This window comes from Paenibacillus sp. BK033 (assembly GCF_004345425.1).
GTDB lineage: Bacteria > Bacillota > Bacilli > Paenibacillales > Paenibacillaceae > Pristimantibacillus.
In genome coordinates this window covers 342,199-357,695 of sequence record NZ_SLVP01000003.1, presented here as the reverse complement: position 1 = coordinate 357,695, position 15,497 = coordinate 342,199, and the positions used below count along the sequence as shown (strand labels likewise).

The following is a 15,497-nucleotide window of genomic DNA, read 5'->3' as shown; positions in this document are numbered from 1 at the left end:
TTATAACACAATCAATTATCAAATAATTAATTTAGAATAATTAACTAAAATAATCGATAAAAAAACGTGCATTTACTATTTCTTTAAACGTTTTTTACATTCGCCAAATTATTCTACTCTATTATGATGCAGAAGCATGAGGCAGAGTAGGAGGAATCGGGAGTGAAGAGAAGTTATAAGCTGACAAGCCGTATGTTGGCCGTCGTGACGCTGTGGACAACCGTAGCTGCGTCCGGCGGTTATTTCATGGTGCAGCAGGCTAATGCCGGAACATCCGCCGAGAACGTGTTTGCGAGAGCGGGAGTCACCGCAACCGCAAACGGTTATGTATCGGATGCGTTTGCGCCTTCCTTGGCCATTGACGGACACAGAGAGAGCGGTGAATGGGTATTCCAAGGCAACGACGGTCTGCCGACGGCGGACAATCCGTATTGGCTGGAGGTGGATGCCGGCGCGGAGGTCAGCGTAGAGAAATTTATCATTGGACATGCCGGAGCAGGCGGCCAAGAGGAACCGTACAACACGAAGGATTTTACGATTGAAACAAGCGATGACAATGTCAATTGGACTCCTGTCGTAACGGTAACCGGCAACACCGAAGACACAACAACGCATGAGCTGGACACGCCGGTGACGGCCAGGTACTTCAAGCTTAACATTACGAATCCGGGTGAAGTGGATGCCGATACCGGATTTTACGCCGCACGGATTTACGAATTTGAAGCCATTGGCTTCGATCGAAGCGAGACAGCTCCGGAAACGCCTGAAAATACGAATCAAGGGACTACCTCCGATTCGGCCGCAGTAGCGGGCGATGCGCAGGGCTTGCTCGGCGAATATTACCTGAACACGGGTTCGGGCAACGATTTTGCATTCGGCGATTATAAAGCGACAACGGTAGACTCGCAGATTAACTTTACGGACCTGAATCCGGTATTAAAAGGGATGACGGGCGTTGAGGATGGCGCCAACGTGCGCTGGACCGGCCAGATCATGCCGCCGGAGTCCGGTGACTACACCTTCTACATGATGGGCGACAACGGTTTCCGACTATGGATCGACAACCGGCTTGTGATCGACCATTGGGTGAACGATTGGGATAAAGAGCAGACAAGCACCCCGGTTACGCTCGAAGGCAATCGCAAGTACGATATCAAGATCGAATATTTCGAGGACTTTGGCGGTTCCAATCTGTATCTGCGCTGGTCAACGCCAACGATTGCCAAGGAGATCATTCCGGGCAACGCCTTCTATCTCCCGGCAGAGTATACAGGCCCTAGGGCGGCAAGCGTTGCCGCAGACGGAAAAACCGTCTCGCTTAGCATGCTCTCCGGGCTTGGCGAGCTGCCTGCTGACCTAAATAATCACCTTACCGTCATGGCGAACGGGCAACCGGTATCCGTACAGCAGATTGCAGCCGGCGAAGATTCCTCAAGCTTGACGTTTAGTCTGGCGAAGATCGTACTGCCGGGTCAAACCGTCTCCCTTGCTTACGACGGTCAAGGCAATCTGAACTATGCGGATGGATCAGCCGTTAAGGCGTTTGCATTCGGTGCTGCCAACTTCTCCGAGGTGACGGATTACTCGCCGATCGCAATCGCGATGTCGCTCTACGGCAGCGCGAAGACGAACCGCTCCTTTGCCTGGTATACCCCTTACGACCGTCCGCAAAGCGCTCCAACGAACATAAAGGACAGCATCGTTGAGATCGTGCCTGCGGCGGAAGGATTTGATTCGCCAAATAAAATCCGTGTAATAGGCAAGCCGGAGGATACGCGGGTTCTCAACAATCTGAAGATTACGAGCAGCACGACGGGCTCGTTCATCAGCCATAAAGTGCTCGTTGAAGGATTGACGCCGGGCACCGCGTACAAATATCGCCTTGGCGCTGACGGGTACTGGAGCGAGACGGGTTCTTTCACAACGGAGAGCGATAACGAGAATGACTTCAACTTCCTGTATCTGACCGACTCGCAAGGCTCCAATTCGCAGGATTACGACGTGTGGGGCAACACGATGGAGCAAGCCATCACGAAGTTCCCGGATGCGAAGTTCCTGCTGATGACCGGCGACCAGGTGGATGCGGGCGCGCTTGAATCGCAATGGCTGGATTACTTCAAGAAGCCGCAGTCGATTCTGATGAATCTGCCGCTGATGGCTGCTGTCGGCAACCACGAAGGTCCGTATAACGACAACTATTACTACCATTTCAACTATCCGAACGATTCGATCAAGAACCCGCTGCCGCCGGGCAGCGTGTACGCGTATGACTACGGCGATGCGCATATCATGGTGCTTAACACGATGGATATCGGCTGGGACCAGGCTCAGAAGGATTCCTTCGAGCAGGAGATTGAATGGCTGAAGCATGAGGTTGCGGCGACGGACAAGAAGTGGAAGATTGTAGCGTTCCACAAAGCGATCTATTCCGTGGGTAACCATGCGCTCGACAGCGATATTCTGGCCCTTCGTCAGAAAATGTATCCGATCTTTGACGAGTTGGGCATCGACGTTGTCCTGCAAGGCCATGACCATACGTTTATGCGTTCCTATCAAATGTACAACGATAAGCCGGTTCAGAATGTACAGACGGATGCGCAGGGCAGAGCCCTTAATCCGGACGGTACGCTCTACATGATCAACAATTCGGCGGCAACCAAGTTCTACGATGTCAAAGACGGCGTTGACCGCTACTATGCGGCTGTCTACCAGCAGCCGAAGAAAGCCATCTTCTCCGGCGTCAGCATGACGGATAACAGCTTTACGATTAATTCCTTTATGACAGGCGAGACCACTCCGTTCGATACGTACTCGATTGTACGCGAAGACGAGAAGCCTAAGCCGGTTGAGCAATTGGAAGTAAGCAAATCCGAGGACGGCAAACGGACCATTACCTGGAACAAGCCGCAGGACGAAGGCGTACGAGGCTTCCGTATCTACGAGAAGAACGACAAGCTGGGCATGAACTGGAACGTGTACATTCCAACGGTTGAGGGTCAGGACAGCTACCAATATGTCGTTGACAAAGACAAAACCAATCTTGATCAGTCCTATCAATTCGTTGTGAAGGCCGTTAACAAACGCGATAATTCGGAAGCGAAAATCGCCGTCAGCGCGGGCAACCAGCCGGCTGCTCCTACGGCACCGGTCGTGGACGATGCGCATAACACCTTTGGCTGGACCAACGTAAAAGGTTACGATGCGGTAACCAACTACGAGTACAGCGTAGATAACGGCAACACCTGGAGTCCGACTACGGCTAACCCTCAGCCAATAGCGGATGGCGACTATGCGGCCGGAGCGGTGCAGGTTCGCGTCGCGGCGAATGAATCGCTTGGCGTTATGGCCGGTATGCCGCTTGTATCGACAAAGGCATTCACGAAGAACGATTCCCGGGATACCTTCCTGCTTACGGGTGAAATCGAACGCGGCCAGCAGCTGAAGGTCAGCGTGAATGTCGAGCAGCTGAGGGACTACGAAGAGGATGCTTACGTGGTGTTCCAGCTGATGAAGGGGGAGAGTCCGCAGCCCATTCTCGTCAGCGCCGTACCGCTCAAGAAGACCAAGCTTACGATGACGCAGTACTTCAATGAGACCGGTAAGGATTACAAGGTGAAGGTATTCGTCGTGAACAAGTTCGACAGCAAGAACGAAACTCCGGTTCAATTGGCGAGACCAATGCTGTTCCAATAACGGCTGGAAAGAGAGGATCATGTGCAGTGAAAAAAGTTTTGGCAGCCCTACTGGCGTTGTGTATTGTTGTCCTGCCGGCAACCGGCTATGCGGCTGCAGCAGCCTTTGCGCTTAATATAAGCGCGAAGGAAGTGCTGCGCGGCGGCGAGATTACGTTCTCCGGAACGGCAGAGGACGATGTCGTCCTGAAGATCATCCGTCCGAACCGGACAACCTTCTATATGGATGTTATTGAGCCTGCTAACGGCACTTATACCGCAACCATTACCATTCCCGAGACGCAGGATTTTGCTCCTTGGGGCGTGTATAACGTTACGGCAACCAGCGGCTCTACTACGGTGAACAAGACGTTCTCGGTTGTTGAAGGGTCGGGTGGAGGCTCGAATCCGGGTAACGGGGGGACCGTAACGCCTCCGGCATCAACCATTCCCGCCGATGCCGGCGATTCGACGGGCTCTACCATCAAGCCGGAGCTTGGCAAAGACGGCTATCTATTCGGCAGCGGCACTTTAGCTTCCGCCGCTAACAGCGCGCAAGGCTCCATTACGGTAGAATTGCCTGCGGCAACAGGCGAAACGGGCAGCGCGCTGAACTTCCCGGCAGAGACGCTGAAGACACTCAAGGATAAGAACCTGGATCTGATTGTGACTTCGGGAAGCTCGACGATCCGATTCCCTGCAGGTTCAATCGGGACATCCGATACATCGGCAAGCTCGCAGGTCCGCATTGTCGTAAATACGGTTCTGACAAGCGATGCCAAGAACGCCGTTAACCAAGCGCTTCAATCGAACCCGGACTACGTCTCGACTGGGATTGTGCTTACGGCAACTATTCAAGTGATCAACGGCAGCAGCGTCACGGAGATTCATAACTTGGACAAGCCTGCCGAAGTAGCCCTTAAGCTGACGGACGAGCAAGCGAAGCAGATCCATTCCGGTCTGGCTGGCGTTTATTATGTGAACGGCAAGCAGCTTGACTATGTCGGCGGCAAGCTTGAGGGCAATACGTTCAAGTTTAATGCCCGCCATTTCTCGACGTATACCATTTTGGAATACAGCAAAACATTCGTTGACGTGCCGGCTGGCCATTGGGCGGAAGCAGCCGTGAAATCCTTGAGCGCCAAGCACATTGTATCCGGCGTGGACCAGCAGCATTATGCGCCTAACCGCAACATTACGCGCGCGGAGTTCGCGACTATGATGATGCGCGCGGTGGATTACACGGGTAAAGCGGCAGACGCGGCGGCAGCCAATCCGTTCAAGGATGTACCTGCTGGCCAATATTACACCGATGCGGTAACGCGCGCGGCTTCGCTTGGCATGATGTCGGGCTACGGAGGTTCGTTTAGACCAAACGATCCGATTACGCGCGAAGAAGCGGTCGTTACGCTTGTACGGACCGTTAAGTACTTTGAAGTAAAAGATACCGGCAAAGGTGCGCCTGCATTCGCGGATAAGAAACAAATCTCGGCTTGGGCCAGCGCCGCTGTCGATCAGGCTTGGAAGCTTGGATTAATCGAAGGCGACGGCAAGCAGTTCCATCCGAAAGCCGCTCTGACACGCGCGGAAATCGCCGTTATGATCAACCGGCTGATGCCGTAAGAAAGACGAAAGAAGGAGGACCCGGCAAATGTTTAAGAAGCTTTTTGCGGTGGCGATGACCGTTCTGTGCTTGACCGGCATTCTGGTGCCTGTCGGATCCAATGCCGCGTTTGCGGCAGCGGCCGAAGGGATTACGACCAGGAACGTGGCCATTAACGCGACGGCTACGGCTTCCGGCCAGTGCAACGCGAACGAAATCCCGAGCAACGCCGTGGACGGCAAGACCGATACGAAATGGTGCGATAACACTTCCGCCCAGAAGAAATGGCTCAAGCTTGATTTGGGCAAGGAATATCTGGTTAACGAATGGGTGCTGCAGAACGCTGCGATTAACGAGTCCGGCAACAGCCCGTTCTGGAATACGAAAAACTTCCGGCTTCAAAAAAGCGACGACGGCGAGACATGGACGGACGTTAACGTCGTGACGAACAACGCTCAGACGATTGTTGACCGGTTTGTTACCCCGTTCACGACGCGGTACATTCGTCTCTACATCGACAAGGCGGCGTATGACAGCAACATCGCCCGCATCTATGAGCTGGAAGTATACGGGGTTGAGACCGATCAAATTCCGGCTGAACCGGAGACGAATCTGGCGCCAATCGATTACGTGGATCCTTTCATCAATACGCTTGGCGATAACGGTCAGACCAACCCTGGCCCTACAACGCCGTTTGGACTGGTATCGCTTGGTCCGGACAGCGACGGCGGAGCATTCAGCGGTTATTACTACGAGAACAAAAACCTGAAGGGCTTCTCCCATCTTCGCTTCAGCGGCGTAGGCTGCAGCGGCGGAGGCGGCAACATCCTGATGATGCCGGAGACGCGCGATTTCACGAAGAACGTAGCGGAATACAAGCAGAAATACGACAAAAGCAGCGAGCAGGCTTCCGCAGGCTTTTACGGCGTAACGCTAGCCTCCGGCATTAACGTGCAGCTGACTTCTTCCGATAACGTAGGCTTCCACAAGTATACGTTCCCGGATACGGCCAATACCGGCTCCGTTCTGGTCGATCTGTCGAACTCGTACGCGGGTATGGTGGATGCGAACCTGAAGGTAACGGGCAGCAACGAAATTACGGGGATGATCAAGTCCCAGAACGTGTGCGGCCATGGCTACTATACAATTTATTACTCGATTCAATTCGATCATAACTTTGATTCCTACAGCTCGTGGCAAGGCGATTCCGTAGGCGCGGTAGCTCAGCGCAGCGGTTCGAACAGCGGCGTATGGCTGAACTTCAACACGGCGGAGAGCAAAACGGTTCAAGCGAAGGTAGGTCTGTCCACGATTAGCGTGGAGCAGGCGCAAGCGGAGCGAGGCATGTACTCGGACTGGAATTTCGACGCCCGTCACGAGGAAGCAAGAGCCGCTTGGAGCAACGTCCTTAACAAGGTTGAAATTACGGATGCGGATGAGCAGAACAAGCGCGTATTTTATACGCAAATGTACCATTCTTATCTGAGCCCGAAAAACGTAACAAGCTCGGCCGGCACGTTCAAAGCGGGCAGAGACGAGAATACGATTCGTCAGGCTTCCGAGCTGGGCGATGACTTCGAGTACTACAACGGCTGGACGACATGGGACGACTTCCGCAAATACGCGATGTTCTCCTTGTTCGAGCCGCAACGTTACGACAATATGGTGAAGTCGCTCGTGGATCTGTACAGCACCCGCGGCACTTATACCCAATGGGGCGACGGTTATTGGCCAAGCCCAACGGTCCGGAACGAATTCAACGGACAAGTTATTCTTGATGCGTACGCGAAAGGCTTCCAGGACTTCGACGTCTATAAAGCGTTAAAAGGCATGGCGGTTGACGCCGACAACTTCTCCATCAGCGACGGAGAGATCTCCGGCAAGCTGGAGAAAGCGAACAGCGCATCGTTCCCGATGAAGCTTGCTCAGCTGATCGGCGATAAAGCAACGTTCGAGAAGTACAAAGAGCTTGCCCTGTCGTACAAAAAGCTGTGGAATCCCACGCAGGTGGATGAAAAGGGCACACCAACCGGCTTCTTTACTCCAAATGGAACGACGGTAGGTGCCGGCGACATTCAGGCGGTTGACCGCTATGCTTATCAGGGCAACCTGTGGCAATACCGCTGGTCCGCGCCGCAGGATATCAACGGCCTCGCCGAGCTGATGGGCGGCAAGACCGAGATGGCGAAGCAGCTGAAGCATTTCTTCGGGATCGACGAGTATATGGCGATCAACGAGGAGGATATCTCGGCGCCGTATCTGTTCAACTATCTGGGTTATCCATACCTGACGCAATACTATGCAAGAGAGTTTACGACGGAAGTCGTTATGCAGAAGTACCATAACCACGGGGCTTACGCTTACCCGCTTAAATCCCGCGTATACCGCGACGATCCGGAAGGCTACCTGTCTTCGATGGACGATGACGCGGGCGGCATGTCCTCCTGGTACGTTTTCAGCGCGCTTGGCTTATTCCCCGGCAACCCGGGCGAAGCTTACTTCCTGATCGGCTCGCCGATCTTCTCCGAAGTGAAGCTGCATATGGGCAGCGGGAAGACGCTTGTGATCAAGGCGGATAACGTGTCGAGCGAGAACCGCTTTATCCAATCGGCTGAGCTGAACGGCAAAGACTTCAATCAATCCTGGATCAAGTACGATGATCTGATGGCTGGCGGCACGCTTGAATTCCATATGGGCAGCACGCCGAACATGAGCTGGGGCGCGAAAGCAAGCGCAGCACCTCCAACGACCGATTTCAATGCCAAGATCGACAATAACTACAACCATGAGCAGCTAATCCCTGAGAAATCGACTTGGAGCTATTACGACAAAGGCAAGGAAGCCGGCAAGGGCTGGACGCAGGTAGATTTCGACGACAGCAGCTGGAGCTCCGGCAAAGCGATGCTTGGTTATGACAATTACGGCAAACCGGCAACGACGATCAGTTACGGGCCAAATGCCAACAATAAGTACATTACCACCTATTTCCGCAAAACGTTCGAAGCGAAGGATCTGGACGGCATCCTTGAGCTGGGTGGCAGCCTAATCCGCGACGATGGCGCAATCGTCTATTTGAACGGACATGAAATTTTCCGTACCAATATGCCTTCGGGTGCCGTGAACTACAGCACGCTTGCCAATGCAACGGTTGGCGATGAGCGGGATAAGAACGGCTTCAGTCTTGATCCTTCCTATCTGGTTGAAGGCACCAACGTATTGACGGCTGAGGTGCATCAGGCGAATGCAACCAGCTCGGACATCGCGTTCGACTTCAGTCTCGAAGCGGTGCGCAAGCTGAACGTTCCGGCTGCTCCAACCCATCCGGTCGTTGATGACAAAGCCAATACGTTTGGCTGGACGCCGGTAGAAGGGATCACGAACGCATCGGATTACGAGTTCAGCACGAATGGCGGCAAGTCCTGGACGCAAGCGAAGGCGAATCCGCAGACGGTTGGACCGCTGAGCTATGAAGCTGGCGATGTGCAGGTCAGAGTGATGGCTAATGCGGCGGAGAATCTCGCCCCAAGTAAAGCTCTTCTGTCCACCGAGGCCTACACCTCGGATGTGAAGTGGGATGTGTTTGATCTGAACGCGGATATTCACCAGGACGGCAACATGGTTGTGGATGTTACCGGTACGCTTAAAGGCGACTATACCGATTCGGCGGTGGTTGTCTTCCAGCTCATGGACGGCAAGGAGCATGCTTGGGTATCCAGCGCGGTGCCCGTTCAGACCGGAAGCTTCGACATCTCGCAAATCTATAACGTAGACGCTAACAAATATAAGGTGAATATCTATTTAGTAAACGAATTTAACGGAGATATTTACGAATCTCCGCTCTGGCTGGCCGATCCAATCGTGCAGCAGTCCGAGCCGGGATCGCTTCCGGACAGCCCGCCGGTTATCGACGAGCCGCTGCCGGAACCAATTCCGCTGCCGGATCCGAAGCCGGATGAGCCGGAAGAACCGGAAGTGCCGGAAGAGCCGCAAGAGCCTGGCGACGAATTGACGGTTCAATTCGAGAGCCGCGCACAGTGGACGTCGGAAGGACATCCGGATGGCAAGGGTGGCCTGGGGACCGAAGCCGGCAACGGCGGAACGGTTGTTGCCCATACCTTTAACGGTGCATGGCTGGCCTACGATGTGAATTTCGGTTCGAAAGGCTTTAATAACGTAACCGTTCAATACGACGCGCCTACGGATAAAGTACCTGCCGGCTCCAAGCTGGAGTTCAGACTCGGCAGCGAAACCGGCGAGCTTGTCGGAACCGTTAATCTGGTTGACGACACGAATACGGGCTGGGGAAGTTATGTCCTAACAAACGAGAAGCTGACCAAAACGTTAACCGGCAAGCAGAAGCTATACGTTGTCATGGTGGCGGGAACGCCTAATCCAAACAAATTGCCGTACATCGGAAACTTCGACTGGTTCAAATTCGAGAAGATCAGATCGGATTATGCAAAGCTTGAGCTTGAAGCCTATGACGACTGGTCTACGGAATTAAACCCGGCCAACAGCCAGCCGCTTGGAACGGAAGCAGGAAAAGGCGGAGTTGGCCAACAAGTGAAGAATACGTTTAACGGCGCATGGCTGGCCTACAAGCGTATGGACTTTGGCAGTGAGGGTGCAGATAAGTTCTCGATTGAATACGCGGGCAACTCTACCAACACCTTTAACAACTCGTCAGTAGAGGTTCGCCTTGGAAGTCCGACAGGTAAGCTTGTTGGCACAGTAGCCACACCTCCAACTGCGGCTGCTTGGGGAACGTATGCGACGGTAAGCGGCAGCTTGACGCAGAAGCTGACGGGCATTCAAGATATCTATCTGGTGCTGACCGGATCTGCAGCTAACGGCGAGACCGGCAAGAAATACATTGGCAACTTCGATAATGCTTCCTTCTCCTTGAATGCGCAAGAGCCGGAAGAGCCGGAGCAATTGACCGTTCAATTCGAGAACAAGACCGAATGGAATACCGCACTGAACACGTTCAACAATCAAGCCATGAGGATCGAGAATAACAATGGCGGCCAGACGGTCGGCAATACGTACACAGGCGCATGGCTGGGCTTCAAGGATGTTGATTTTGGTTCGGAAAAAGGCAAAAACCAAGTATCCATCGTCTACGACGCGCCAACCAATAGAGCTCCTGCGGACGTAAAAGCGGAGATCAGACTCGGAAGCCCAACGGGCACCTTGGTTGGAGCTGTAGCGATCCCTAATACAGGCAGTACATGGGGTCAATACAATAGGGCGACAGCGGATCTGAATACGACGATCAAAGGCAAGCAGGATTTGTACATCGTAATGACGGGCAGCACGACTTCAAGCCTCCTATACGTAGGCAACTATGACAGCTTAACCTTTGGCTACAAGCCGGTTCGCAGCGATTATGCGAAGCTGGAGCTGGAATCGTACGACGAATGGACGACGGCATTGAATCCGGCGAACAGCACCGCGCTCGGAACGGAAGCGGGCAAGGGCGGAGTTGGCTTGCAAGTGAAGAACACGTTCAACGGCGCATGGCTGGCCTACAAACGAATGGATTTTGGCACAGAAGGCGTTAATACATTCGCCGTTGAGTATTCAAGCAACTCGGGCAACTGCTTTGCAAACTCTGCTGTTGAAATACGACTGGGCAGCCCAACAGGTACGCTTGTGGGTACAATCTCCGTTCCTCCTACGGCGGGAAGCTGGGGAACGTACAAAACGGAGAGCGGTGCCTTGACGCAAAAGCTTACAGGCATCCAAGACGTATACCTGGTGCTTACCGGCTCGGCCGGCAATGGCGAGACCGGCAAGAAATACATCGGCAACTTCGATAACGCGGCATTTTCGTTAAAAGTATAAGGCAGTAACAGCACAGCCCCCAATCCTTTCGAAGGATTGGGGGCTGTTTTTTGCGCGAAATGCAGGCTGTCCCTCTTAAGGATGCACAGCCAATTACGCTTAAGAGTTCAGAAACGCCTCGCGCTGGCGAAGCTCAATCCGGCGGATTTTGCCGGAACTCGTCTTGGGCAGTTCATTGATGAATTCGATTTTACGCGGATATTTGTAAGGCGCCGTTACGGATTTGACATGATCCTGCAGCTCTTTGACCAGCTCCGGGGAGCCGGAGACGCCGTCCCTCAGCACGATAAACGCCTTGACGATATGGCCGCGGATTTCATCCGGACTTGCGACGGCCGCGCATTCCTTAACGGATGGATGGCGGAGCAAGGCCTCCTCAACCTCAAACGGACCAATCGTATAGCCGGAGCTGATAATAATATCGTCCCCGCGTCCCTCGAACCACAGATAACCTTCCTCATCCCTGCTTGCGCGGTCGCCGGTGATGAAGTAGGAACCAACAATGTTGGCGCCTTTGCGATCGGGATCCTTGTAATACGACTTGAACAGGGCAGGCATGTCAGTATGAACGGCAATGCTGCCGACCTCTCCCATCGGCTGCGGACGGCCTTCGTCATCAATAATCTCGACGAGACCCGGAACGATAGACTTGCCCATGGAGCCAATCTTAATCGGGGAATCCTTCAGATTGCCGATTAGAAGTGTATTTTCCGTCTGACCGTAGCCGTCGCGAATGATGAAGCGGAACAGCTCCTCGAACTGCTTAATCACGGCTTGGTTAAGCGGCTCGCCGGCCGATACGGCGCTGCGGATCGACGACAGGTCGTAAGCGGACAACCCATCCGTCTTCGCCATAATGCGGTATTCCGTTGGCGTGCAGCACAGCACCTGAACCTGGTTGTCCTGAATGATTCGCAAGTAACGCTCCGCGCTGAACGATCCGTTATAGATCAAGCCGGTTGCGCCGCTGCCGAGCACGGATAGGAACGGCGTCCAAATCCATTTCTGCCATCCCGGCGCAGCGGTTGCCCAGACGAGATCGGAGCTTTGGATGCCAAGCCATGAAGCGGTAATGCGCAGATGCGCGTAGCCCCAGCCGTGGCTGTGAACGACGCCCTTCGGATTGCCTGTTGTCCCCGACGTATAAGAGAGCATCGCCGTATCGTCGCGGTGGGTAGGCTCGGCTTCTCGTTCTTCCGGCTGACCTTCCATTAAGGAGCTTAAGGTCATCCAGCCTTCGGCTTGTCCGCCGCTTGCGTCAATCCGGAACTGCAGGGCGGGCAGCTCTTCCGTAATGCGGTCTACTTCAACGGTTCCCTCCGTCCAAGCGATCACCGCGCGAGCTTCGGAATGCTGGAGGCGGTAGGACAGATCCTTGGAACGGAGCATTTCGGAGGATGGAATAATGACAAGACCAAGCTTCAAGCAGGCCACGTAGATTATATACGCCTCGATAGTTCTAGGAACCATGACGAGAACGCGGTCGCCTTTTGCAAGTCCAAGCTCGCTTAAGCCGCCCGCCAGCCGGTTTACCTGCTTCAGCAGCTCGTTATATGTAATCGTCGTAGTATGGCCCTGATCGTCCAGCAAACGGAGAGCAAGCTTGTCCGACTTGTGACGCTCAATCTCAGAGCTGATGTTATATTGTTCGGGTGCGATCCATTGATCGAAATTCATGTAGGCCTGCTCCTTTGCCAATGCGTGATTCATAGCGGATTAGCGACAGTATAGCATAGGTTGTGAGCATGAAAAAGATGACTTCCGACGAAGCAGAAGTCATCTTTGCTTTTCCTTTTAGCCTTGTTCGTCTTGCAGTTCTTCTTTGAAGCCTGCAACGCTTTCTCTCCGGCGCTCGTTCTTTTCTTCGAGCTGGTTTTGTTCCGTGCTGCTGATTTCGGAGCTGAACTCGTTCAAATATTGTTCAGTCTCTTGGATGTTCTGCTGCGTGTTGGCGATATGCTCCTGCAGATGTTCTGCATTGTCCGCGCGATTGTCTGGCTTTGCCATACGTATACCTCTCCTTTTATTCGTGTTTGTAGTCGGGCGCCGTTTAGCACCCAACAGCTATTGTGACCCACGGACTGGATTTTTTATGCAAAAATAAACCAAAGTTAATTGTCTAAAGATTGGTTTTTCTGTTTAATTATATAAGAGGGCTTGTTTTGCCCGGTTTTACGCTAATCCAGCTGTATGCCGTTAACGAATATATAACTATTTAATAGGCGGGTGAATCTCGATGTCGGAAATTACGGTTGAATGTCCGAATTGCGGACACAGAAATCAGGTTGATGCCCTGAAGCTGAGGCAGGCCAAATGCGAAGCATGCCACGAAAGCTTCATTCAAGAGGATGTCCTTCCGGCCGACTTGTCGGATGAGGAAATTGCAAGCAGCGTCGAATCGCTTCCTGCGGAGAGGCAGGAGGAAGAGGTCGACACGGACTCCTGGTCCGCGAAGATCGGCGACCATGAGGAGCAAGTGAAATACGTAAACAAAGGCTTCTGGTCCAAGATGAGAAAATATGCGGGCAAGGTGCCTTTTGCCCATGAAGCGGTAGCGATGTACTATTGCGCGATGGACCCCAATACGCCGGCCAAAGTAAAAGTAACGGCCATTAGCGCGCTGGCCTATTGGATTCTGCCGATCGACCTTGTACCGGATATTTTCCCTGTTATCGGCTATGGGGATGACGCTACCGCGATTTTCGTTGCCTATAAGGCCATAAGCTCGCATATTACGCACGAGCACCGGGATAAGGCTGCAACCTTTTTCAAGAAATAACAGTTAAATATTTATAAAGTACCTCGCTTATTGTTAGCGGGGTATTTGCATCGGAAGATGATTCAGTGAGGAGAGGGCTAGGAGGAAGCAGCACCATGAATATGACGGAAGAGAGATGCGCGATAGAAGCGATAGAAGCGATAGAGGAAGGGCGGAAAGAGGTGATGGCCTACATCCATTCGGATGCGGATGGCTGGATGGAAGCCAAGACGGCGTTGCAGCTCCGTCAGGTGTATGAACAGCATCGTCCGCTGCAATACGATCTTTATCTGGACTTGAGCAAAGGGGAATGGCTGGCGAGGGGCCAGGCTATGGAGCTGTCTGAGGGAGATGTCTGCGTGTTATTCCGAATGGTTACCGAAGGCTTGTCCTGTACCTCGGAGATGATCTTCACGGCCAGGTACAAACAGGAGCTTGAGCCCGGCAACAAGAAGGATCGAGGAAGACTCGACAGCTACTATCGAAGGTTGAAGGAACGCTTGAAGCTGTACGGCATTATAACCGAGCACTACACCGTAAAGCCGGGCACCAGGTATTTTGTCATTTATCCGGAGCAATGGAACGAGAAGACCGGGAAGCGTTGACCTTCCTTGCCGGCAGGTATATGCTGACCTTAGAGGCTATACCGGTTGCAAAGGTGGGAAAAGCATGAATGCGAACAGCTTTTACGATGCAAAGTGGAGAGACGGGGAATTCCGGCCCAAGATCATGGCGTATTACTACAAGCAGTGGGAGGATTTCCACATGGGCTTCCATCAGCACGACTGGACGGAGTTCATGTACGTCATTTCCGGAAACTGCACGGTGGAGACGAATAAGGACGTCATCGCGATGCGTAAAGGCGATCTAATTATGCTGGACGCCGGCGTACCGCATAGACTGATCGTTGAGAGCGGTAGTCCGTGCCGGATGCTGAACGTAGAGTTTGGGTTCCAGCCCTGCGAAGGCATCTACCCGTCGATGAATCAAATGGCCAATCATAACCCGATGTTCTCCAAGCTGCTGGAGCAGCGGCTCGATACCATCGTGCTGAGAGATTATGAAGATATTCAGGTGAATCTGCGAAATCTCGTGTTCGAGCTGGATCTAGGCGGCGAAGGGAAGGAGCAGGGTCGCGAGATGATGACCAATCTTCTGATGTCCCAGCTGCTGGTCCGCGTTGGAAGGCTGGTTGCCGTTGAGGCGAAAAATAGCACGGAGCGCCAAATCCATCATTACGTGCGGCAAGCAACGGAATACATTCATCAATATTACGATACGGCGATCCAAGCCAAGGATATTGCGGCTGCCGTTAATCTGCATCCCGTGTATCTCCAACGTATTTTCAAATCGAATATGAACAAGACCATCAATGAATATCTGGTGGACTTGCGTATGGATAAAGCCAAAATGCTGCTCGCCCGGACGGATGTGCCCATCATCGAGGTGGCGGATCATATCGGGCTGAACAGCCGCCAATATTTCAGTATGTTATTCAAGAAAATGACGGGCATATCGCCTGCCGAATATCGTAAATCCAAGAATACCATCTCCAGCTGGACCGATTATGAAGTTGAAATAGTTGACAACATCTAACGCAAGCTGTTGCGAATGTGGA

At 53.0% G+C, this 15,497-nt stretch carries 8 protein-coding genes; 6 read left to right on the top strand and 2 right to left on the bottom strand.

Annotation, left to right across the window (positions count from 1 at the left end; genetic code table 11):
• The first annotated feature begins 162 nt into the window (after positions 1-162).
• Genes EV294_RS13830 through EV294_RS13820 form a run of 3 tightly spaced genes read left to right on the top strand, consistent with a single transcriptional unit; the run spans position 163 to position 11,121 of the window.
• Positions 163-3,693, top strand: coding sequence for a PA14 domain-containing protein (locus EV294_RS13830; RefSeq protein WP_132307665.1), 3,531 nt, complete (start codon positions 163-165; stop codon positions 3,691-3,693).
• Positions 3,694-3,719: 26 nt separating this feature from the next.
• Positions 3,720-5,294, top strand: a complete 1,575-nt coding sequence (locus EV294_RS13825) for an S-layer homology domain-containing protein (protein WP_132307663.1) — start codon at positions 3,720-3,722, stop codon at positions 5,292-5,294.
• A 28-nt stretch (positions 5,295-5,322) separates the two neighbouring features.
• Positions 5,323-11,121, top strand: a complete 5,799-nt coding sequence (locus tag EV294_RS13820) for a glycoside hydrolase domain-containing protein (RefSeq protein ID WP_132307661.1) — start codon at positions 5,323-5,325, stop codon at positions 11,119-11,121.
• Between the two features lie 99 nt (positions 11,122-11,220).
• Here EV294_RS13820 and EV294_RS13815 read toward each other — a convergent pair whose 3' ends face one another.
• Together EV294_RS13815 and tlp are read right to left on the bottom strand one after the other, a co-directional pair.
• Complete coding sequence (locus EV294_RS13815) at positions 11,221-12,798, bottom strand: acetate--CoA ligase (protein ID WP_132307659.1); 1,578 nt, start codon at positions 12,796-12,798, stop codon at positions 11,221-11,223.
• A gap of 117 nt (positions 12,799-12,915) precedes the next feature.
• Entirely contained in the window at positions 12,916-13,128 is a 213-nt protein-coding gene (tlp, locus tag EV294_RS13810) for a small acid-soluble spore protein Tlp (RefSeq protein WP_132307657.1), read from the bottom strand.
• Between the two features lie 229 nt (positions 13,129-13,357).
• Here tlp and EV294_RS30680 point away from each other — a divergent pair, with 229 nt between their 5' ends.
• The 3 genes from EV294_RS30680 to EV294_RS13795 all read left to right on the top strand — a co-directional run bounded on the left by EV294_RS30680 (position 13,358) and on the right by EV294_RS13795 (position 15,475).
• Entirely contained in the window at positions 13,358-13,900 is a 543-nt protein-coding gene (locus EV294_RS30680; protein ID WP_243711660.1) for a DUF1232 domain-containing protein, read from the top strand.
• 95 nt (positions 13,901-13,995) lie between these two features.
• Positions 13,996-14,484: a hypothetical protein gene (locus EV294_RS13800; protein WP_132307655.1), complete on the top strand. Its 489-nt coding sequence runs from the start codon at positions 13,996-13,998 to the stop codon at positions 14,482-14,484.
• Between the two features lie 64 nt (positions 14,485-14,548).
• Positions 14,549-15,475: an AraC family transcriptional regulator gene (locus EV294_RS13795; protein WP_132307653.1), complete on the top strand. Its 927-nt coding sequence runs from the start codon at positions 14,549-14,551 to the stop codon at positions 15,473-15,475.
• The last annotated feature ends 22 nt before the right edge of the window (positions 15,476-15,497 follow it).